Below are 21,396 nucleotides of genomic sequence, written 5' to 3'. Positions count from 1 at the left end.
TGTGTTGTGGCGCTTGATCGCCAACGAACCTGCTAAACGGCGTGATCGACCATCTACTCATTGACTCTCGCGCTTGTAGGGATTTGCTTCGCTACTGGTGCGGTAGCTTTCCAAATTGCCTTCAAGGAACAGGCGCTCGGTTTCCCGGGTCGGCGTTCTGCCCAGTGAGCACATCAAATCGACGTCCCCATCGATGTTGTCCTGATCCTCGGCGTTCATTCCAAGCCCAATGCTACTCAGCACGTCGTCGGGGGTCCAGATTGTGGTCTTCGGTACGGTATAGGTGTGTAGCGCGTCCGCACTGTTGGCAATCGCTCTCGCCTACGGATCGCGAGAGACGACGAGTTTTGACGGATCCTCGACTAACGATACGAAGGGTGAGGCTGTTGTCTTCCCTCGCATATGCCAGCCGGCTTGGCGGGCTCGGTCCATGGGATACCGCTCCAGAGGATATCCAACGGAAGAATGATCCCGAGCCGTGTTGCGGACATGAGATATTGCACTCGTGTTTTCTTCCGTGCGCGGCTTGCAATCAGTATCCTGATTCTGAAAACGCCGCAGTGTGACATATGACGACCCCGCCACGTCGTCGAATACGCGATCTCGATCAACGGCAGCGTCGGTCGCCGATGGCCAACGTGCTGCTTGTTGCACGGCAAGTGCGATCTCGTTCCGAAGTAAAGAGAATACAGCCGATTCCGCACACGTTTTGAGCAGCTTAGCGCACGGTTTCCAGCTCGCCTCGGCGGATTTCCGAGCACGTTGGCGGTCTTGTGCACCCAGCAGCGCTGCTCGCGCGTTTTCGGCCAGACCTCACCGGCGGCCTTCCAGAACCCGAGCGCGCCGTCGGCGATGGCGAGCTGCGGGACCAGGTCGAGCCCGCGCCGCTTCAGGTCGAGCAGCAGATTGCGCCAATCGTGCGCGCTCTCGCGGGCGCCATCGGTGAAGCCGACCAGTTCCTTGCGGCCTTCCGGCGTCGCGCCGATCAGCACCAGGATGCACTGCTTTTCGTCTTCAAGGCGTGCTTGGAGATGGATGCCATCGGCCCAGATGTAGATGTAGCGCTTCGCCGACAGATCGCGCTTCTGTCACGCGGCGTGCTCGTCGATCCAACCGTCCTTCAGCCGGCCGATGGCGGATGCCGACAACCCGGCAGCATCCTTGCCGAGCAGCGCCGCCAGCGCCTCCGAGAAGTCGCCGGTGGAGATACTCTTCAGGTAAAGGATCGGCAGCAGCGTCTCGATTGATTTCGAGCGGCGCCTGTCGGGCGGCAGGATCGATGGAGAGAACCGGATGCGACCAGGATCGGTAGCGGCCGCCTCGCGATCGCGTACACGCGGCTGGCGGACGGCGGCCGCGCAAGAAAGCCAAGTTGCTTGAACACGACGCCGTTGCCGAGCCGCTCACCATGTTCATGAGTGTTTGATCATTGCGATCGATCCGCTTGATATAGGTACTCGCGCGGATCAGACACCCGCTGAATGCCGCCGCCCAGTGCGGCATATCGATGAGCGATCCACCCCTTATGCCTTTGACTCAAATGGACTTCTCGCGACCATGTCGTCGTCCGATTTGAACAGATGGCCCGTAGGATCCTTGACCTAAAGACTGCTATGGCCGGCAAAGTTTCGAACTCCTTTTAGTTCAGGCCGGCCTCGATCCAGCAGGATACCGCGAAATGCGGCAAGGCGTGCCGCATAAAGCGCAATCCGGCATCTTGCGCGTTTTTTTGCGCGTTTTTCGACCGAATGTGGCGATCGGGCAGGCCTATTTTGCTCACAGAATTCTCTGAGTGCGTCAGCTTGTCGACAGCTGGTCCTAATAGAGCGTGAGCGACACACTCGAACCGGGGGCGGAAATGGACCCATTTAACACCATCAACCCAATCGACCCAGAGTTCTCTGCTTACAGCGCCGCGGTGCCGCAAGCGCAACAGCAGCAAGCGGATTTTGAGCCGTACTTGTATGAAGTGCCGCAAGTTGGCACCTCTGCGATCGCAGAGGATCCTGTTTCTACTGATCCCTATTATCCTCATCTCTCGGAAGAAGGCCTTAGACTCGCCGAGACCTTCGGACTTGAGCACCAGAGGGCCCACGGTTCTCATCCTGAACACGCAGTCACCGGACGCGAGGACGCCGCTACCCTGATGGGTGAGGACTACACCGGCCAGTTGAGGCCCGCGAAGAGGCAGAGGACACTAAGCCAGGAGCAACCCGATGCCATTGAGCACCAGCCCAGCGAGCCTACCAAATCAGCCGCTCGCGAGCTGATTGAAGAGGCCGGCACATCGTTTCAGCCGAGCGGTCAGTTGGTCCTTCCTGCCGAAGGCTACGATCAGGATCTGCTGTGGGCGATGCTGGAAAACGCCGGCTCATCGTCCTCTCTCGCCCCAACCGAGCGTCATGACCAGGCCCTGGATTTAGAAGCCACCGTTCGTTCCGTCCACTCGCGGCACGGCGACCAACGCGCGTCAGCTCCGCTCGAGGGTAGCAGCGGCCTGCCGAGCCAAGACACCCCACCCGCTCCTTTCATAGTTCATAAGGACCGCTTCACGGCGCTGTTCGTGCCCGCGGCGGCGATGAGGGGCAGCTCTCCACTCAATCTCGCAGCCGCCCCCATTCGTTTTGGATCTCGACCGGAAGACGTTCCACAGACCAGCACGCAACCGGCGAATCTGCCCTCGCCAGCACTGCTTGCACGGACGGTGGAGCAAGCCGCTCCGGCCAGGGCTGCGGCGACGGCGCCTGCGGCCCGCGAGGTTTACGCTGCATCATTCGCCGTTCCTGAGGGCTTTTCGCACGGCACCCAACCCGCCCCGATCACGATGATTTCGAAGCTCGGCCGCTGGGGCCTCTTGCCGGACGAAGCGCAGCCGATAAAGCAATACGACCTCCTCGGCGAGCGTTACACCGCCCTCTTGGGGCCGGGAGGACCCAACGACGTTCGGCTCATCCATCATCCACAAATGTAGAGGCCAGGGACATCGCTACGTCAGGGGCCGCTCCAGATAGCTCAGGTAGCAGACTTGGTGATGGACCATAGCTTGCTTGGGCGACACTTGCGAGCTTAGTGGGGCTCAGGGCGGTGCGGATAAGCACTGCCGGCCCCAACGAACTTGCGGGCGCCATCGCTTAGCGGCTCCTTGTTGAGCCGAACAGCCACGGCCCCTTCCTGTTTGTGAACAGTGTCATCACGTTGCGGGCTGGTTGCGGCGAGGTGATCGTGCAGAAAAAATCGGAGTTGACTGCCGACCCCTCAGGGGCCGCTCGTCGTTATAGTGTCTGCCGATGTCTCCACTTTCTTTCTGGCAAGGCACAGGAACGAATAAGCATTGACGCATTCGGTGGCGAGCCCAACGATCTGGGTGTTTTTGCAGCGACACTCGTCAGCTGATCGACAGGTGGGCCTGCTAAGGGCGGAGGCTGCCACCGTTGACGGACCTCCGGACTTATCTGGCCAACGAGATGGCAGACTGCGGGCAGCAGTATCGATCTATTGTCCAGGTTGGGCTCGTATCGGCCTGTGTCGAAGAGGTGCTGGACGGCAGTCGCGGCCCGCGCGCACAGGCCTTCGAATGATCATTTGCTCTGCGGACCTAACTGCTTCCCGGCCTTGGGAAGCGGGGGTATTCTTGTTCTGACGATGGAGAAATTGATGAACACGGGAGAGGCACGGTGGAGTGCAGGTTCTTCCTCGGCGCCTTCTGAACACGCGGACCAGGAAAGCTACCTCGGCGGCTTCAATCGTGCCGTGGCGAATTTGGTCGAAACCGTGACAGGGTATCGGACCCCTGCCTCCGCGCGCGCGCAGATCCTGGACAATTGGGTTGCCGAAAGCGGGCAGGGCGAAGCCGAGAATAGGCGACAGGGGCGCAGACGAATCAGGAATTCGGATAGCACAGGCTCGCGCTCGCTGGATTTGTCCTCGCTCTCGCTGACCGCTCTGCCCTCCGCCCTGCCGCCAAGGTTGCTCGAACTGCGCGCCAGGCACAACGAGCTAAGCAACCTGCCTGCTATGTTCCCACCCGGTCTCCAGCATCTTTTCATTAGCCATAATCGCTTGACCAGTTTGCCGGATGATCTTCCGGCGACCCTCACTGAGCTGGAGGTCGCTGACAACAGTTTGACCAGCCTGCCGGCAAACCTTCCGGCCGGGCTCCAGATCCTGAACGCAAACGACAACCGGCTCACCAGCCTGCCGGACGCTCTTCCGGGCGGGCTCACCTCGCTTGCGGTCAGTGGCAATCAGCTGACCGAGCTCCCCGCGTCCCTCCCTTCGTGGCTCATTGAACTCAATGTCAGCGGCAATCAGTTGGCCAACCTCCCCGACCCTCTTCCCAGCACGCTCCAATCACTCAATGTCAGCGGTAACCGGCTGACCAGCCTGCCTGAAGGTCTTTTAGATGCTCTTGTGCCGAATATTAGCCTCTACTACCCGCATCTGGAGAGCCTCGAATTGGGGGATAACGCGCTGCCTGACGACATCCTCGCTCATCTGGCGGCGGCTGAAGCGCCACCGCAGCTTGCGCAGCAATCCCTGCCTGAGGCTGCCGCACACTGGCTCGCAGATGATCCGGCCACGCTGGCCGAATGGCAGCACTTTGCAGATGAGCCCGGCGCCCAAGACTACGCACAGTTCCTGGTGAGGCTACGAGGCACCGTGAACTACGGCAATAACGAGTTTGGGCAGGCAGTGGCTGATGATCTGCGGCATGCGGCCGCCAATTCGACATTACGCGAGCAGTTCTTTGCGCAGGCTTCCGAGGCCAACACGAGCTGCGAGGATCGCGTGACCTTGCACTGGAATGGTCTGCAGACCGCGCGCATCAACGCTGACGTCAAGGACGGCGCATATGACGATCGGCTTGGCGATCTGATTCAGCGCGGCCGCGTGGCCTTCCGCTTGGAGGCGTTGGACGAGATCGCGCACGACAGGATCAACTCGCTCGCCAGCGGCAACCCGAACGTAGACGACATCGAAGTCTACCTGGCCTATCAACATCGGCTGCGCGAGGCGCTGGAGCTCAGTCATCTCGCCCCTGACATGCGCTTCCTGGCGGTCTCTCACGTAAGTGAGGATGATGCGAAGGCGGCGCTCGACCTGATCCGGGAGCGGGAAGCAAGCCAGTTCACCGACTACATGGCTAGCCGCTGGCAACCCTGGGACACGGTGCTGAGGCGCATCGCTCCGGACGAACATGCAGCGATGGGAGACCGGGTGGTTGAAGCCATGGACGAGGAGTTTCAAACGCGCTTGGGTCAGCGACTGGCCGAGCATGATCTTCTAGGCAATCCAGATGCCGAGCGGGTGCTCGGAGCCCAGGTCCGAAACGAGATCGCTGGCGAGATCAAAGGCGAGGTCATGCACCGCGTGCTCGCAGAGCGTGGCCTCGAACTATGAGGCTCCCAAGCCGCCGCAGAGATATCTTATCATTGCTCGGCGGCGGTACGTAAAGATCGATCGTGACGCCTCGCCTATCGCTGCCAAGGTGCTTTTGCGCTTTGGCAATGCGCTGCCGTCGATGAGGGTCTTTCGGTCTTGCCGAAGGACGAAAATTTGCGCGTGACAGGCGAGGCGTATCTACGTCCAGTCGAAGGCGCTTCGGGACTCCTCGGTCGAAAAGTTGTCGAGCAGATTAAGGCGAGCAGCGGTGAAATCGTCGGTTGCGGAGGCGCTGCCGCAGCCAGCCAGCTCGTTTTGACGAGGCAGCTAACTGTTCGGGCGGGGATGCTTGAATTCGGCGCACGATCGACAAGCGATCCATTGTTACGTCCGTCGACCAATTTCGTCCGCTCGAACTGGAGGCCGCGAAGAGGTGGGCAAGATTGGAGCGATCTCCCGTCCTGTCATCACGGGGGTGCCGATGCGAGGCCGGTCTCGCACGCACCAATATCCTGATCTCGTCAGCTTTTCGAAAGGTTGCGGCTACAAGAATCGAGAATCTAATTCTTGCTGAACGAGCTGCTATCTGGCCGTAACCCAGGCCCTATGGATTGTTCCAGGGTCTATATAAACATGAGGAGAGCAGGATGGATCCGGTTGACCCCATTCTTCGATTCAGGAGTCTGGATGCGGGAGTACGCCGCCCTGCAGGGGCGGACTGGGCAGCGAGCGGGCAGCCCAAGCGAGCAGGGCGACTTTGAAGGGCGGCTGCAGGACTTGAATCTCGATCCGTCTGATGAAAGCAAGTCAACTTCGCCCGATCCGGCCCCCGCAGGAGATGGTCGAGCAGGCCAAGAGCGGAAAAAGCCGCGGATTATGGTCGCGTTTCAAGTCGGGAATCAGCAAGGCCCCTGGCGGAAGCAGTAGCGGAAGGTCGTCGCGCGATGCGGGGGAATCTGACGTCGTTTCGACGAATTTGCGAATTGATTACGCCAGGCAGCCAGGCCGGACGCGCGGGGTCTCTGCGGCCGATGAGGAGCTCATTGAAGAGTTCCGAAACAAGGCAACGGGTAATCTCAGCGACGGCACCATCAAGAATGCGGCAGCCGATTTGCGCCATTTGAGCGCGCGCCTGAGAGGACCCCCGGTCAGCCTTCTGCGGAAGCTGCTCGCCAGGCCCACTCGCCACAGGCGCTTCCCGCAACGCCAGCCACGCCGAGCGCGGGAGCCTGGGATTGGGTTGGAGAACAAATGCACGGATCTGGCTCACGATGCCGGCGCCGCAAAGCGGATGGCAGGCCGGCTCGTCCCAACTGCTTCCCGCAACTCCTGCGACGCCGAGCGCGGGAGCCTGGGATTGGCTCGGCGACCAAATCCACGGACCTGCCTCACCAGTGCCGGCGCCGCACTGGGCAACGCAAGCTCACCCGCCGCTCGAGCTTCCTGCCACTCCAGCCACCCCGAGTCGGGCAGCCTGGGCCTGGCTTGGGCAACAGATGCAAGAACCCGCATCGCCTTCGTCCGTGAGGTCTCGATCGTCAGACATCTACGGTGATCTCGAGTCCTTTGTTGATCTGGATCCACCCACACCCCACGACTTGCGTGACGATGCGCGCTCTGCGCCAGCACCTGAATTTGTGGCCGCCTCGTCGTTCGCAGGACCGCCGTCGGCGGCTCCGGAGCTCCGGGACATTGGAGCGATCGTTGGCGCCAACTGACGTCACGGCTCCCAGGTGGCTTCGGACGTGCTGATCGATGTATTGGGCAACTTCAATCTGCTGCCAAACCAATTCGGGCCAAGTCAGTTTGCAATCAATGGGGAGCGCTATTCGGCGACATTTGGACCGGGCGGTCGCAGGGATATTCGCCTGATCGGTCACCCGCGCGCCGGTGGGATGGACGAAGCCGGGCCATCTCGGGCGCGGCATCGCCCACCGCCAATCGTAAGCGCAAGCCAAACCGGGGAAGGTGCAGTCGATCTTGGCTATCTTATCCGGGGCGGCTGGGAGCATAGGGAGCGGTTCCTGCCGCCTTACCTCGTGCGCGTTTTGGAAGGCGAGCGCATCATGCCTCAGCCCGGGCGGCCGACCCATTTCGAGATCCGCGGAATGCCTTATAGAGGCGAGTTGGTGGAAAGCGAAGGACGCCAGCGCGTTCACGTCTACCCCGAACCTCGGTGAAGAAGCGAGTTGGCTGCAATTCCAAATGCTCGGCGGGCAGCTCGCGAGATGTTCTATCGCGCCGCGCTTGACCGGCCATCCACCCAATCGATGTAGATCGCAGAAGTGGGCCGTGAATATACGCCTGATCTCGATAGCGATGTTGGCTCAGTAAGTTTTCTCAAGCGGCAACCTCTCCGCTGTCCGTACATCAGGGCCGAGCCTGGGTCGAAAGGTTTAAAAGCAACAGTCTCTCAAGCGACCGCGGCGTGAGCCCGATTGAGCCAAACGACTCATTCAACGCGAAGTTTGGATACAGGGGCTCGCTGCCCTGCAAGAATTCGCATGTGAGACAACATCTGGCAGCTTTCAAATTGCATGGCGACCGCCCTCCTGCACGCTTCATTTGCCTCATTGTCTCGCTTCATCATTAGTTGGCAGTGCCGTATGCGTGGTGCTGAAACAGGAGCGCGTCGCGCCCATTCGCTGCCATGAGTCGGCGCCGAGCGTCATCAAGAGTTGTCATGATACCGCACTTGAATAGCCGGTGCTCACGTCACCTTGTACCATCACGTTTACTGATACCGCACAGGGAGGAACGAGCACGCCTGTTTTTAGAATTCCCCGATTATCGCTGCGAACAGCCTCATCCGGAGGCGGCGCTAAGTCCGGGCCCAGCGGCAAAAAACACGAATCCCGACAGAGGTGCGCTCTGCCGGTGAGCGACGTGCATTTCGGCGGCGGGACGCCGACCACCGGCACCGAGCGATTTTCTCGCTCTGGTGGAACTCCTGCGCCACTGCTTTGCATTCGGCAAATCAGCTACGACCAGTAGCGTGTCCCGATCCTTTCTCAGGCAGTCGGCCGCCTTCTCGTATTTGGGCGTGTAGCTCTCGATGAAGGCGTCGAACGCCAGCTCGGCTGTGGCCTTGGTTTCGGCCATCCAGATCTCCTGCAACGCGCGTTTGGCTTTCGGGTGCTGCCTCTTCGGCAGTTTGCCGAGCACGTTGGCGGTCTTGTGCACCCAGCAGCGCTGCTCGCGCGTTTTCGGCCAGACCTCACCGGCGGCCTTCCAGAACCCGAGCGCGCCGTCGGCGATGGCGAGCTGCGGGGCCAGGTCGAGCCCGCGCCGCTTCAGGTCGAGCAGCAGATTGCGCCAATCGTGCGCGCTCTCGCGGGCGCCATCGGTGAAGCCGACCAGTTCCTTGCGGCCTTCCGGCGTCGCGCCGATCAGCACCAGGATGCACTGCTTTTCGTCTTCAAGGCGTGCTTGGAGATGGATGCCATCGGCCCAGATGTAGATGTAGCGCTTCGCCGACAGATCGCGCTTCTGCCACGCGGCGTGCTCGTCGATCCAACCGTCCTTCAGCCGGCCGATGGCGGATGCCGACAACCCGGCAGCATCCTTGCCGAGCAGCGCCGCCAGCGCCTCCGAGAAGTCGCCGGTGGAGATACTCTTCAGGTAAAGGATCGGCAGCAGCGTCTCGATTGATTTCGAGCGGCGCATGTCGGGCGGCAGGATCGATGGAGAGAACCGGATGCGACCAGGATCGGTAGCGGCCGCCTCGCGATCGCGTACACGCGGCTGGCGGACGGCGGCCGGACCGATGCCGGTCATCACCTCGCGCTCCGGCAGGTGACCGTGGCGCACGACGCGCTGGTGGCCGTCCGCGGTCTTCAAATCGGCATGCTGGCCGAGAAACTCTGCGACTTCGGCCTCGACCGCCTTGGCGAGAAGGGCACGCGCCCCGTTGCGCAAGACTTCTGTGAGTTGATCGTCGAAGATTCCTGGCTGAACCAGCTGGATGACGCTACGTTGGACACGGCATATCGCTCCTTCGGTGGAGAAGTGGAGGCGTCAAGCACCCCCACGATATGCCGCCTTTCCGATTCCCGCCGTCACCAACTTTCTCGACAACGCTCTTGCCGATGTTTCTGCTGATACCATTCGGCGGTATCCTTCTCGTCTTCGGATATGCACTGGGATACATGCAGCTCGAAATTATCTGCATATTCGCGATATCGGTGGGAGCAATTTTGGTGGTGGAACCGATGCTCACGCTCTGCTGTTTCGAGACGGGCCAACGGTAAGGTTCGCCGATATCGGATTGGCGCTCGGTGGGCTTGGCACGCTTACTGCGCTATTATTCTAAGTGCGCTTAACTGGGCAGCATCCTCGGCGAGGTCCTATTCTGAAAAAAGACTTACGCAACGTAGGTTCTGCTCCTCGAACGCGAGAAGAAGAGGTTGTCTTGACGGAACGTTCCACATCGAGCCAGATCTACGCATTGTTGATCCGAAGCTCTTTGGTCGAACAATAGCATCTCCTCCCGGTTAGTAAGAGCTTTGCTGCTGCCGAAAGTCTGAAAATCGACCCTGCGGTTCGCCATGCTGACGGCTTTCGGTATTCGGGAATGACTTTGGCAGGGCTGTTTCTGGCAGCGCACATTTCCATACTGGTCAAGGCGAGGCAACGGAATGCGGACAGGCGCTACAATCGACCATCCCGCACCTTATGGGCCATCCCATATTGCTACCTCAGCACCACAACAGCTTCCATGAAATTGGAACTCGGACGGCGGGATTGTGCATCCGGAGAGCATCCTTCGTCAGCCAACCGTCAGCCAGGCGGCCTATCCAGGGACGCTGCGCATTGCTGACCGTATGGGGGATGGAACATGACGGGCATTGGCCGATCTGGCGAACCGCACGTTGGGGCTGCAGGAGCCGACAGCACGTCGGGATTGAGCAGTCCGCATTCGGAGCCAAATTTTGTCCCTGCGGAAGGCCACCGAGTTTTCAACTCCGTCTTGGAGCGGATGTGCTTAGCGCCTGAAGATAGAATGGCGACGCTCGCGAGCGTGCCCTCAGGTTCGGGTGTGGCTGTCCCCATTTCCTCTAGCGGTGACGGGATCAACGCAGCGAAGCAAAATATGGACGACCTGCTTGAGGAACTTGATGCTTGTCACAGTGCTGCCATGCGCGCTCAGAGCTCGTCTGAGGCGCAAGAGCTGATCGATAAGGTCGTCAAAGTAGGCGCAGCAGTTCTGGACTACTACGCGAGCCTGTCTCCAAATGTGGCGCGCAGCATTCTGTCCGAAGATCAGGCCCGCCGAGTTCGTGACCGGACTCTGTATGCGGGAGACGAATGCAACGCGCTGGCCGCACCCACTATCTACGCCTTGGAGCAGCGTAGGGAGAATGCGGGAAAGATACTCGAGCGGATGCGCCAATCCAATGCTCCGCCCGACCAACTGATCCGAGCGGCTTCCAGTGCGGCGAAACACTATTTGGCCTGCACGGAGTGGTGGGAAAAGAAGGCATTGCGCTCTGAACGGATGCAGTCCGTCTGCGCAGCCACTGCCAACTTGTCAAGTGCAACGGCCGAAATGCGACAGGCCGAACAGGCGACACTACGGCTGCATACCGGCTGGGCACTGAATACGAGGTGCGTGCATCTGCAATCGCAAGTCCTTCTCGCGCGGGTCATGATTGAGTCGCACGCGAGCACGCTCGACCCGACCGTCAGGCAAATCCTCTTGGGTGAGAACGGTCGGACACGTCTACTCGGAACCTTCATGGGCGATGTTGTTCCGGCATTCCTCTCAACGGGCGACGCTGTTCTGCACAGCAAAGGACAAGCCCTCGACGCAGAGCACTGCGCCGTTCTGGAAGGGGTCATGGAGCGGCTATCGGAATTTGCGTCGGCACTGCCGAACATGGTTGCCGAGCTAAGGCATAGGGGAGCAAGTCCCGAGCTTCCGTTGGATCTGTTGGATCAGATCGTGGAAGGAGCGTGGGTCACTGCCCATGAGGTCATGCGCCTCCTAGCAGTGCAGCCGAAGATACCAGCCATCATTGCACCGCCAACGGAGGCTGGCCTTGCGTTACCGGCCGACGCTGCCGGCAACGACCCGGCGGCCGAAGGCAGTCCAGCGCGCAGGAAAGGGAAGGGCAAGCGCAGGCAGGCCGGAGGTGTGGGGAGTTCGGCAGCCGGGCAGCACGAGCCGCAGCTCGCTAGGCGTGACGCCGACACGGCGCGAACCACCAAGGTTATTGTGCTCTCGGATCTGGGCACGAAGAAACTCGCGAGCGCGGAGGAGGCGCATACGAGGATGTCTTCGTCGGCGAGGGAACACTTGGCGATATGGCAGGCTCCGCCATCGAAGGAGACACTGACGCGCCTGCTCGCGCGATTGGACGAACTCTTGCAATTCGATCTGCGCCGTGAGCAAAGAGCCATTTCGCAAGCGCGTCACATGAAGCCCGAAGATGCCGACCACGTCGTGGACACCGTGGTTGAGCGGCTGCAGAGCCAATCTGCGGAGATCGAGGCCTGTGTAGCCGCGCTGGACGAACCTCGCCGACGCGGCCTACTCACGCCTATGCAAGTGCCCGAAGTGCACGACAAAATAGTCCGCCTCAAGGCGATGTTGTCGGAGGTTCAGGGGCAGGCACATGCTTTGAAGGCGCGAAAGGCTTCAATCGAGATCGATTGCATGAAGACCTATGCGTTTCCCTCGCAGAAGTACCTCGAACGGTTGCAGGCGGCCGAGGAGTTGGATCCCTTGGAGTCACCGCGCGCGTTGAAGGGTGAGCCAGGAACGCTGTTCGAGATCAAGCTGCAGCCTACGCCACTGCGCAATGGTACGGTGAATCCGATGTGGGTGCACATCCATACGAAGCGGCCGGTCTATGCGTGGCAGTTAACGACATTGGATGACGCCGAGTTCGCCGCTTGCCACGTGAAATCCAACGAACAGCGCGGCTACAATCGCCTCTGGCAGAACGCTCGAGCTGCAAAGGGTCACGAAGACGTCGTGATCCATCGCGGCAAGCTCACGCCTGCGTTCTGCAAGTCCCTGTTAGGTTCCGCTTTTAGCGGCTATCCAGGGTATCCTTTTGCCGGAACGGAGCGCGGGGCGCGCAGCTGAATCGATACACTAGACGATCGATTCCAAGAAGCCTGCGCTGGAACTGATTGAGTGTTGGCGGATTCCTCGGTTGCGGTTGGCGCAACGAGGAGCGGTTTCATGGCAGGATGGCGGCAAGCGGTCGAATTGGCGATGACCGACGATGAGATTGAAGCGCTGGCGGCTCTTTCGCGGTCGAGAACCGAGCCATCGAGCCGGGTCTCGCGGGCGCAGATGCTGCTGGCCTACCGGGACAATCGGTCGTTCTGTGCCGTGGGGCGCAGACTTGGGGTCCATCACCAGACCGTCGAACGCTGCGTCGAGCGGGCGCTGGCCCACGGAGTGCTGGCAGCCCTCGACGATCGGCCACGGCCGGGCAAGGAGCCCACGATCACGCCGGAGGCCAAGGCCTGGCTGGTGTCGCTGGCGTGCGACAAGGCCAAGGATCACGGCTATCCCCATGAATTGTGGACGACGCGATTGCTGGCACGCCATGCGCGCGAGCACGGACCGGCGGCCGGGCACAAGTGTCTGGCCAATTTGGTCCAGGGCACGGTGTGCAAGATTCTCGGCAAAGAGGAAATCAAGCCGCACAAGGTGCGCTACTATCTGGAGAACCGCGACGCCGAATTCGAACAGAAGATGGCCGAGGTTCTGTGTGTCTATCGTGAAGTCGAGGTTCTGAAAAAAGCCGCTGCCAAATCGAAGAGGGGCAAGCCGGTGGCAATCGTCTCCTGTGATGAAAAGCCGGGAATCCAGGCTATCGCAACGACGGCGCCGGATTTGCCGCCCGAGCCTGGCGTCCACGCCACCTTTGCGCGGGATCATGAGTACAAACGTCATGGCACGCTCAGTCTGCTGGCTGGGATCGATCTGCTGACCGGCAAGGTCCATGCTCTCGTGAGAGATCGCCATCGCAGCCGAGAGTTCATCGAACTCCTCAAGCTGCTCGATGCCGCTTATCCGAGGGGCACCGCAATCAAGCTGATCCTCGACAATCATTCCGCGCACATATCGAGAAAAACCACAGACTGGCTCAACGCCCGACCCGTCGGACGCTTCGAGCTCACCTTCACCCCCAAGCACGGCTCTTGGCTCAACCTGATCGAGGGCTTCTTCTCCAAATTTGCTCGCTCGGTGTTGCGCCACATCCGGGTGACATCAAAACACGAGCTGAAGCAACGCATCATGGCCGGCATCGACGACGTGAACCGCCATCCGGTCATCCACACCTGGTCCTATAAACTCGCCGAGGCCGCCTGATATGATTCGAACCAAGGAAACGCTCGACTAGGGCAGATACCGCCTAACTGGAATGCCGCAGGGACCGAGTTGCCTATAAGCGATTCAGGATCCTGATGACGTGAAGAGCCAACATTTCGAGGCCTCCTCAGATATCAGGAGTGTTGCCCTTGAAAGCCGGCGAAGCAAAAGCTTTTCAGTGATCTCTGATATTGGAGCGCTGCGGTCGTATGAAGTCGGCGCGCATCGCATGGCTTTCGGGCGCCGCTTCGCTGATGGCCTCCGCGCCGGCGCATGCGTGTTGCCTCCTTTCATAACTTAGCCCCGGCCTTGGAGTCGGGGTATTTGATCGCACCCTGAAGGGAAGAAATCATGAAAACAATGACGTAATTGCGGTCCGCGCTTGTGGGACGATATGCCCAAGCTGGTAGTGGTTCGTAACCAACCAATTCGCCGAAATGTTCCTCCGTCAACCGTGTTCGCTGCACCAGCGTCGTTAGTCTTCCGCCAAACGTACCTGTGTTGATCGAGCTTAGCCCATGCGATTCGGATGCACGGCGATCGTGCGTGCCTAGTAAGAACGTTGGCCGACATGCGCCAACGGGCAGCTGTATGTGGCGTCAGGCAGAGCTAATTTGCGTTCAGCGCCAGCTGATGCGCGTAGTCCTAGGCTGCCTCGGACGGCAAACTTGCCGACTTTCGGTCTCGCGTCGCGTTCAAGCGGCCGTGCATCTCCTTGCTGGCCTTAAAGTGCGGGAAGCGCTTCTCGTCAACTCGCACGAGCTCGCCTGTTCGCGGATTTCTGGTCATGCGAGCCCGCCGTTGCTTGGTAGAAAAGATTCCGAAGCCGCGAAGCTCGACCCGATCTCCGCGCTCGAGCGCAGCAACGATCTCGCCGAGAATTACGCCTACAATTTTCTCGACGTCGCGCTGGTAAAGGTGCGGATGTCGGCCGGCGATACGCTCCACGAGTTCGGACCTAATCATTGACGCTACCATCCACAGCATTGATGAACGATCATTTCCTCGAAAGCGCTGGCGCATGTCAAGCCACAGCTGGGTCGAACGACCAGAACCTGCCGAACGCAAGTCGGCTGAAATGACAAGCATTTGAAATTTGGCATCACCAAGGTAGCGCTGGTATTTGGATCTACCAAGTGCCTGCAACGACTCTGCTAGAACTGTGCTCCTTTTTGCTCGCTTGTGGTTGTGGTGTTGCGTTGATCCTCAAAACTTGGAGGCCGTTCCATCTATTATCGCACAATCTTGCCAAATATTCACGACCGAGAGCTGGTGCTGTTGAGGCCCCGGAATGAGAACGGACAGTCTGATGTCTGACGTGCGAAGCCAGCATGCCAAATTGCCCGCGACGACCGGCACCTGTTGTTGATCGTATCGATGGATCCAGAGCAATCGAAAATCAAACAGGAAGGTCGATTGAGCGCGATATCTCAACCCTACGTCAATCGACGTATCGAATCGAAGCGCAGCCAGCGTTGTCGCCGAAGAGTTCGGTTTTCGGGTCGTCTCATCTGAGCGCGCCTGTGACAGCCCCGATTGCCACCACTTTGGGGACAAGGCGATCCGGTGTTTTCTGGCCTGTGTCGGTGACGACTATCCCCGCGCTTTTAACGTGGCACGGTGGCTGATCGGGCCGTCGGTCGCCGGCCAAGATTGAGCGAGCGAATCATCCTAATTCGAAGGAGCGTTGGTGGGGGCGATGCCCTCCGTAACTGATCAGGGGCTTCGGCGCACTGTCAAACGGAGCGCCTTCTGATCCTTCGCCGACATGGCTCCGATATACTTGCCAGCGTCACGAGGCGTCGGCCGCCGAGCTCAAGCTGATCGTCGATCGGCCGCCCCTTGCCCACCGGTCATCCACTTCGCCGGATATTGATGATGCGAAGGATTGCGGCTGTCTTGGTTTGCAGATGCGCCCTCCGAGCTGGCCTTAAAAGCGGCCTTCGCATCGACGAGATCATCCGCGCTGCCAAAGGGCGCATCGGCCGGATGCACACCATATCCCGGAACTCGCTAGGCCGGTCGACGCTTGCCGACGTGGCGTTCATCTTGCCGATAGCTGGCAGCTAAATTTTGACGAACCGTCGAATTTCAGAACGGCAATTTCCAAAGGACATAGAGAAGCCAAGCGATGGCACCCCAGAAAACGATTCCCCGCACTATGAAAACCAGTGTCATGGCCGAGCCGAAACATATGGTCCGCGTGGGTGCCCATGCGGCTGCGCCATAGCGATTTCATCGATCGCGTCCGCCAGTCCTCGTAAGAAGACCTGATACCACGCATCATCATCAGGCAGCTCCCACTCCCGCAGGCTGGCGACGTATCGGGTGAGAGCGATAACGCCCCCGATCGTGGTTGGGGCCGATCGAATGAGCACATTTGCATGCTCCGTCAGAGCCAAGTTCCGTTGGCCGCTGATTTCGTCGGCGGCTTCAAATTCGCAGATTTTCTCAAGTTTCGCCGATACCGACGCGGCGGCATCGTAGTAGGCGGACAGTTCGCGATGCTTCTGAATGACGACGAAGATCAGATCTCGATCAGCTGCAGCAGCCGACGGTGTGGAAAGTTCTTGCGATGACATGCTGGCCCCGGATAAATAGCAACCCGATGTTAGCATGCCAGCTACGGAGATAATCGGCGTAGAGGCGCTTTCATCCGCTGTCTTTCTGCTCGATCGGCTTGAAGATGAGATGACATTCGCGAGGATTGGGCGAGAAAGGAGCTCGCGGGCGTCAGAATCACCCAGCCGCACTGTTCGTCCCTCTCGGAATCTTCTGTGTGGAGGCCACTATCAGAACGATTCCTGCTTGCGAGCTGTGAGAAGGCGCCGGATGTCATCAAACACCGATGCATAGGACAAATTGTTCCTCTAGCCCTTCGTTGCAAAGATCGTCAGCGAGCTGCAGTGCTTCATCCTAGTAGGACCTTGATGGCGGGGTGTCCAGACCTGATCCAGCCCGCCAGGGCGTCCATCCCTCGCTCGGCGCGGCCTAACCTTGATGAGGGCAACATCGATCTGCCCGCCTCGGCCCGATCCTTGGCGGGCCTCGTCTGCATGGATCGCTGCCAGCACGCGATAGCCGCACCCGCGCGAGTGTTCGGCAAGCGGCTGGCGCACCAGTATGTCGCAATCTACCATCAGGACGGTCGGCTTCGACAGCGGATGCCCTCATTGCATCGATGCTGCGATCAGCCGCGCAATGCCGCGATACGGCTTTGGGATGAACCTGCCGAACTTCCTGGCGGCGACTGCTTCGTTTTGGTTCCCGCAGCCAATAAGGACAGGCCCCGCTGGGTATTTGGCGCGAACAAGCTCGGCAAATCGGACCGTCGAGCTCTCCACGTTGATTTCGGATGAATGCCCGCAGGCGGCCGCGCGTCAGGCCTCTGTTAGTGCAGAAATGTCAAAGCAAGTACGCGACCTGAATTAGGGCATCATTAAGTAAGAACGTTTACAAGAGAATGCCGAAGCCGTCGCTTGTCCCGCGTAACGGCTCCGTGGCCTGCTTGCCAATCTCGCCGCCGGTTCGGTCGGAGCGCCAATCGCGCGCGCCGGCGCATTAAGATTAGTTATAGTGATAAGCGAGCATCTCATCCGATGGGTCCGATGAGGCTTTGGGTCGGCTTGGCATATCTGGTGGCATTTTTGCCGGTGGGCCTGTCTCTTGCTCTGACCACGGGAGAGCAGCCGGATGAACTCGCGGCCGTCCGCGCCACCTATCGTCGGCCGGAAGTGATTCCATTTCCGAGCAGCAACCCCTATTCGGACGCGAAAGCTGCTCTGGGAGAAATGCTGTTTTTCGACCCGCTGCTCTCGCGGTCGAAAACGCGCTCCTGTGCGACGTGTCATAACCCGTCACTTTCCTGGGGAGATGGCCTCGCGCACGCCATCGGCGAGGATCCGAAAGGCCTGCCGCTTCGTGCGCCGAGCCTGATCGATGTGGCCTTCATTGAGCCGTTGGGTGGGACGGGAAGTTCGCCGATATTGAATCGGTTGCCTTTGGTCCGATCACGAATCCGATGAACATGAATCTCACCGAAGCGGACTTGATTGCGCGCCTCTCGGCTATCCCTGCCTATGGCGAGGCGTTCACTCGCGCGTTCGGAGATGATGCTATCAGCCGGCCCCGGATCGAAGCGGCGTTGGCAACGTTTCAACGCACCATCGTGGCCGGCGAGTCACCGTTTGACCGTTGGATCATCGGCGACGAGACCGCCATCAAGGCGGGCTGTTCGACCTGCCACAAGGGACCATCCTTCACGGACGGATCGTTTCACGATATTGGCGCGGCCGGACGGCTGTTCCCGCGGTCCGAAAAGCTCCGGTATGCATTCAAGACGCCGACGTTACGCGATGTCGCTCGCCGCGCTCCCTATATGCATGATGGATCGGTTGCGACCTTGGAAGATGTCATCGAGCTTTACGACAAGGGTGGCATTGACCGCCCAAGCCGCTCCCCCTCGATCAAACCTCTGTCTCTGACGCCAGGCGAGAAGAAGGACCTTGTCGCCCTCCTTCAAAGCCTCAATGCTTCCTCGCCACTTGCCACGTTTCCGAGGCTACCGCCTGTGCCGATCATCTCGCCGCGCGCCGATAATTGTTGGTTAATATCCGCGATAGTTCGGCAATCGTTTCTCCAAGAAGGCGTTCATTCCTTCCTGCTGGTCAGCCGTGCCGAATGCGCACCGAATTGCCTGCCGCTCGAATTCGAGCCCAGCATCCAAAGTGGTCTGAAAGGCGGCGAGGACGGCTGCCTTGGCGAGCTCGGTCGAACGGGGCGGCTTCTGGGCGATCATTTCGGCGATTTCGAGCGCTCGCGCCTTTGCCATGCCGGTTTCAACAACTTCAGCGACGAGGCCAGCCTGCATCGCAGCACGGGCAGAAATGGGTTGGCCAGTCAGTATCATCAGCATGGCCATAGATTTCCCTGCCACTCGCGTTAGACGCTGAGTTGCGCCGTCGCCTGGCAAAATCCCAATGCTGATCTCAGGCTGTGCAAACCGCGCTCCTTCGCCTGCAATGGCGATGTCAGCAAGCAAGGCCAGTTCGTGACCGCCACCAAAGCAAATTCCCTCAACCGCGGCGATAAGAGGCTTTGGAAAATTGGCGATGTCCCGCCACGCAGAACGTCGCGCGGGATTGTCGATTGCCTCAAACCCGCGCTGCTGCATCTCCTTGATGTCGGCCCCGGCAGAGAAAAACGCTTCGTTCCCGCAAAGGACGACGCAACGAACATCCTGATCGGCCGCGGCACGCCGCAAAGTCGCTGCAAGCTCCGCGATCAGATCGTTGCTCAAGGCGTTTCGTTTCGGCGCCCTGTTCAACGTCGCAACGCGCACATGGGCCTTAGGAGTGGTCGAGTGGATGAGATCGGACTTCTCCGTCATTGAGGGTGTCTCCTGAAAGAAATGAGAAATCCTGCGATTAGACTGAAATCGATTTCGACACAATAGCGCCTTATCTCGGCTCATTTCATCCATTTCAGCTGCTGCGCGCGCTTTGCGTTGAGCACCCGAAGGCAAGCTTTTACTGCTGATATAGTCCAAACCGCTTCGTTTCGCGGCTTGCCTCCTTAATCCGATGTGCCTACGTTAATGAAATCGATTTCATAAATGTGGGCAGCGGCCGCTAGCCAGCAGCGCCGGGCGTGCAGCTGTTGAGGGATCTCTTGGCGGCGCGGCGTCTACCAACAGAACAACAGCTTCTCAGAAGCGCGCTTATCAACTGGAAGGAAATGGGACACAGGCTCGGACGCGTTTTATGCGCAATGCGTTCTGCGGCGTCTGCTCTTGAGCAGCCGCGCCAATCGGAAGCGCTGCTCATTATCACTTGACTAAGGTGGCCCAAAAGCCGGCCGTGGGGTCGCGCGACTTAATCGCCCACCAAGCAAGCCTGTGGGCGGCATTCTGGGTGCCTCGTGACGCCTGCGTCTCCATCGCTGCGTGCCGCCCGCTCAACTCGATGGATACCATAGGCACTGCACCACTTCGCGCAGTAGAGCCAACGAGCGACTGCTTGCTCTTGCTCGACCCGCCACATCGTTAACGCCATTGACCGAGCCCGAGAACACATGAACATTATTGCTCAACCCGGTGCGCTATCCGTTCAGCTTGAGAATCAAGTTGCGTTCAAAGGGATGACTGTCGGCCTCGGAGGAGGCGTAGCCCTTGAGTGGTACGACTGGGGTGTATACGGCGTGATGGCGGCTTTTCTCTCGCCACACTTTTTCCCTTCGGACGATCCCTCAACGTCTTTGCTCGCAGGGCTGGCGGTGTACGGGGCGGGTTTCTGTTCGCGGCCAGTGGGGGCGGCTTTGCTGGGTCCGGTCGCGGATCGCATTAGCCACAAACGGGTGATGATGATCTCGGTGACCGCGATGGCCGTATGCTCGCTGCTAATCTCGATCTTGCCGACTTACAAGGACATCGGTCTCACGGCAGCCGTGGCGTTGCTTATCATGCGACTCATTCAGGGGCTTGCCACTGGAGCCGAGGCGGGTGTGGCAAACGCCATCGCGATTGAACTGGCCCCGCCGGGAAAGGAAGGCCTTTATCTGGGTTTTATCGGTGGTACGTGCATTCAGCTAGGCTACCTTGGATCCAGCCTGGTCGCCTTTTTAGTGAGTGCCTCGGTGCTCCAGAAGCGATGCGCGAGTGGGCCTGGCGTTTACCCTTCGCTGTCGGTGGCGTGCTCGGCCTGCTAGTCATCTATTTGCGCACAAGCTTGCCGGAGACCTTGATCCATCGGGCTATGCATCGCCAAGATGAATTATCGCGCATTCAAGAAACGACCATCGGTGTGTGGAAAACGCTCTGGAGCGTGCGGCTCTCGCTGCTCGCCGTTATCCTGGTGATCGGCTCGGTGCAAATCGCCAATTACGCATGGAATACGGGCCTGCCCAACATGGCCAACACCGTATTCAAGGAGGACAGCACCTGGGTATACGGGATTATGACGCTCATGGGCTTGAGCTGGATGCTTGCCGCCCCCCTTGTCGGCGCCTTCGCGGATAAGGTGCGCCCCTCGCGCGCATTCACGCTGCTGCGCCTACTGCTCATTCCATGCTTCTTTTTGACATTGCTCTATTCGCAAAAGAGTATCTCGACGTTCTTCCTTGTCACGGTGTTCGGCGGCGCCATCGTAGTTTCAACATGGCCCTCTATAACTTCATCGCTACCACCCTGATGCCGCGTGCCGTGCGCACCACCGGCGTAGCTCTTGGCTATGCGCTCGGCGTCTCATCGTTTGGCGGGACCTCGCCGTATCTGCTTGTGTGGTTGCAGCGCGAGCACATGGCCTGGATGTTTCCTGTCTATGGATCGTTGATAGCTCTCTTGAGCGTAGCGGTCTACCACTTCGCCAAGAGGCGTGGCCGCGTCTACATTGGTGACTGAACGCCTTTGCCACTTGCGCCACCAAGGCACGCGCAGAGCTTTCATTATTAGACGCACAACATGTCGCAAGGAGCATGGGATCGGAGCGAGCGTCTTCGCGAGCACCGAACACGTGAGCAGTTCTTCATCGCAGCCCGGGCCGCTTATGGGCGATGACGTCCATGAATTGGAGTCCATCGAATGAAAACGCCATCATCGCCGCACTTCACACCGGTCGACTTGCAGCGATATTTCACCGCCAGTCGCCTGGAGCTTTACGAAGGATCCGAAAGCCGTCCAGGCG

12 protein-coding genes and 3 pseudogenes are annotated in these 21,396 nt (G+C 59.5%); 9 read left to right on the top strand and 6 right to left on the bottom strand.

Annotated features, from left to right (window positions below):
• Window positions 1-57: 57 nt before the first annotated feature.
• Entirely contained in the window at window positions 58-219 is a 162-nt protein-coding gene (locus ACVWYQ_RS15500; protein ID WP_456725838.1) for a hypothetical protein, read from the bottom strand.
• A gap of 521 nt (window positions 220-740) precedes the next feature.
• Window positions 741-1,352 (bottom strand): annotated as a pseudogene (locus ACVWYQ_RS15495) (IS256 family transposase); the annotation flags it as partial.
• 476 nt (window positions 1,353-1,828) lie between these two features.
• Here ACVWYQ_RS15495 and ACVWYQ_RS15490 point away from each other — a divergent pair.
• The 3 genes from ACVWYQ_RS15490 to ACVWYQ_RS15480 all read left to right on the top strand — a co-directional run bounded on the left by ACVWYQ_RS15490 (window position 1,829) and on the right by ACVWYQ_RS15480 (window position 7,562).
• Window positions 1,829-2,971: a hypothetical protein gene (locus tag ACVWYQ_RS15490; RefSeq protein WP_456725837.1), complete on the top strand. Its 1,143-nt coding sequence runs from the start codon at window positions 1,829-1,831 to the stop codon at window positions 2,969-2,971.
• A gap of 683 nt (window positions 2,972-3,654) precedes the next feature.
• The gene (gene nopM / locus ACVWYQ_RS15485) at window positions 3,655-5,400 is read left to right on the top strand and encodes a T3SS effector NEL-type E3 ubiquitin ligase NopM (protein ID WP_456725836.1); all 1,746 of its coding nucleotides are present in this window, start codon (window positions 3,655-3,657) and stop codon (window positions 5,398-5,400) included.
• 1,727 nt (window positions 5,401-7,127) lie between these two features.
• Entirely contained in the window at window positions 7,128-7,562 is a 435-nt protein-coding gene (locus ACVWYQ_RS15480; RefSeq protein WP_456725835.1) for a hypothetical protein, read from the top strand.
• A 760-nt stretch (window positions 7,563-8,322) separates the two neighbouring features.
• Here the strand turns inward: ACVWYQ_RS15480 and ACVWYQ_RS15475 are convergent.
• Window positions 8,323-9,372 (bottom strand): annotated as a pseudogene (locus ACVWYQ_RS15475) (IS256 family transposase); the annotation flags it as partial.
• 847 nt (window positions 9,373-10,219) lie between these two features.
• Between ACVWYQ_RS15475 and ACVWYQ_RS15470 the strand changes: the two are divergent.
• Both ACVWYQ_RS15470 and ACVWYQ_RS15465 read left to right on the top strand, forming a co-directional pair.
• Window positions 10,220-12,475, top strand: coding sequence for a hypothetical protein (locus ACVWYQ_RS15470; protein WP_456725834.1), 2,256 nt, complete (start codon window positions 10,220-10,222; stop codon window positions 12,473-12,475).
• A gap of 99 nt (window positions 12,476-12,574) precedes the next feature.
• Window positions 12,575-13,717 carry an IS630 family transposase gene (locus ACVWYQ_RS15465; RefSeq protein ID WP_456725833.1) on the top strand — a complete coding sequence of 381 codons (1,143 nt, stop codon included), beginning with the start codon at window positions 12,575-12,577 and terminating at the stop codon, window positions 13,715-13,717.
• Window positions 13,718-14,362: 645 nt separating this feature from the next.
• On the opposite strand, the gene ACVWYQ_RS15460 is transcribed toward ACVWYQ_RS15465, so the two are convergent.
• Entirely contained in the window at window positions 14,363-14,683 is a 321-nt protein-coding gene (locus ACVWYQ_RS15460; RefSeq protein WP_456727149.1) for an integration host factor subunit beta, read from the bottom strand.
• Window positions 14,684-15,891: 1,208 nt separating this feature from the next.
• Window positions 15,892-16,299, bottom strand: a complete 408-nt coding sequence (locus tag ACVWYQ_RS15455; RefSeq protein WP_456725832.1) for a hypothetical protein — start codon at window positions 16,297-16,299, stop codon at window positions 15,892-15,894.
• A 1,026-nt stretch (window positions 16,300-17,325) separates the two neighbouring features.
• On the opposite strand from ACVWYQ_RS15455, the pseudogene ACVWYQ_RS15450 reads away from it, so the two are divergent.
• Window positions 17,326-18,281 (top strand): annotated as a pseudogene (locus tag ACVWYQ_RS15450) (cytochrome-c peroxidase); the annotation flags it as partial.
• A 42-nt stretch (window positions 18,282-18,323) separates the two neighbouring features.
• Here the strand turns inward: ACVWYQ_RS15450 and ACVWYQ_RS15445 are convergent.
• Entirely contained in the window at window positions 18,324-19,106 is a 783-nt protein-coding gene (locus tag ACVWYQ_RS15445) for an enoyl-CoA hydratase-related protein (RefSeq protein WP_456725831.1), read from the bottom strand.
• Between the two features lie 683 nt (window positions 19,107-19,789).
• Between ACVWYQ_RS15445 and ACVWYQ_RS15440 the strand changes: the two genes are divergently transcribed.
• From ACVWYQ_RS15440 to ACVWYQ_RS15430, 3 genes are read left to right on the top strand one after another with little or no spacing between them, the layout of a single operon-like run.
• Window positions 19,790-20,422 (top strand): MFS transporter, encoded by a 633-nt coding sequence (locus tag ACVWYQ_RS15440; protein ID WP_456725830.1) that lies wholly within the window; start codon window positions 19,790-19,792, stop codon window positions 20,420-20,422.
• On the top strand, window positions 20,365-20,904 hold the full coding sequence (locus ACVWYQ_RS15435; protein WP_456725829.1) for an MFS transporter: 540 nt from the start codon (window positions 20,365-20,367) through the stop codon (window positions 20,902-20,904). Before ACVWYQ_RS15440 ends, ACVWYQ_RS15435 begins: the two co-directional genes overlap by 58 nt.
• On the top strand, window positions 20,871-21,113 hold the full coding sequence (locus ACVWYQ_RS15430) for a hypothetical protein (RefSeq protein ID WP_456725828.1): 243 nt from the start codon (window positions 20,871-20,873) through the stop codon (window positions 21,111-21,113). Before ACVWYQ_RS15435 ends, ACVWYQ_RS15430 begins: the two co-directional genes overlap by 34 nt.
• Window positions 21,114-21,396 lie beyond the last annotated feature (283 nt).

This window comes from Bradyrhizobium sp. USDA 3397, assembly GCF_054060965.1.
This window is presented reverse-complemented; position numbering and strand designations above follow the sequence as displayed.

Bases quoted from the DNA above. Each gene is read 5' to 3' on its own strand.
- ACVWYQ_RS15430 (WP_456725828.1), top strand. From the start codon at position 20,871: ATGGCCCTCTATAACTTCATCGCTACCACCCTGATGCCGCGTGCCGTG.
- ACVWYQ_RS15470 (WP_456725834.1), top strand. From the start codon at position 10,220: ATGACGGGCATTGGCCGATCTGGCGAACCGCACGTTGGGGCTGCAGGA.
- ACVWYQ_RS15445 (WP_456725831.1), bottom strand. From the start codon at position 19,106: ATGACGGAGAAGTCCGATCTCATCCACTCGACCACTCCTAAGGCCCAT.
- ACVWYQ_RS15455 (WP_456725832.1), bottom strand. From the start codon at position 16,299: ATGTCATCGCAAGAACTTTCCACACCGTCGGCTGCTGCAGCTGATCGA.
- ACVWYQ_RS15435 (WP_456725829.1), top strand. From the start codon at position 20,365: ATGCGCGAGTGGGCCTGGCGTTTACCCTTCGCTGTCGGTGGCGTGCTC.
- ACVWYQ_RS15440 (WP_456725830.1), top strand. From the start codon at position 19,790: ATGAACATTATTGCTCAACCCGGTGCGCTATCCGTTCAGCTTGAGAAT.
- ACVWYQ_RS15465 (WP_456725833.1), top strand. From the start codon at position 12,575: ATGGCAGGATGGCGGCAAGCGGTCGAATTGGCGATGACCGACGATGAG.
- nopM (WP_456725836.1), top strand. From the start codon at position 3,655: ATGAACACGGGAGAGGCACGGTGGAGTGCAGGTTCTTCCTCGGCGCCT.
- ACVWYQ_RS15460 (WP_456727149.1), bottom strand. From the start codon at position 14,683: ATGATTAGGTCCGAACTCGTGGAGCGTATCGCCGGCCGACATCCGCAC.
- ACVWYQ_RS15500 (WP_456725838.1), bottom strand. From the start codon at position 219: ATGAACGCCGAGGATCAGGACAACATCGATGGGGACGTCGATTTGATG.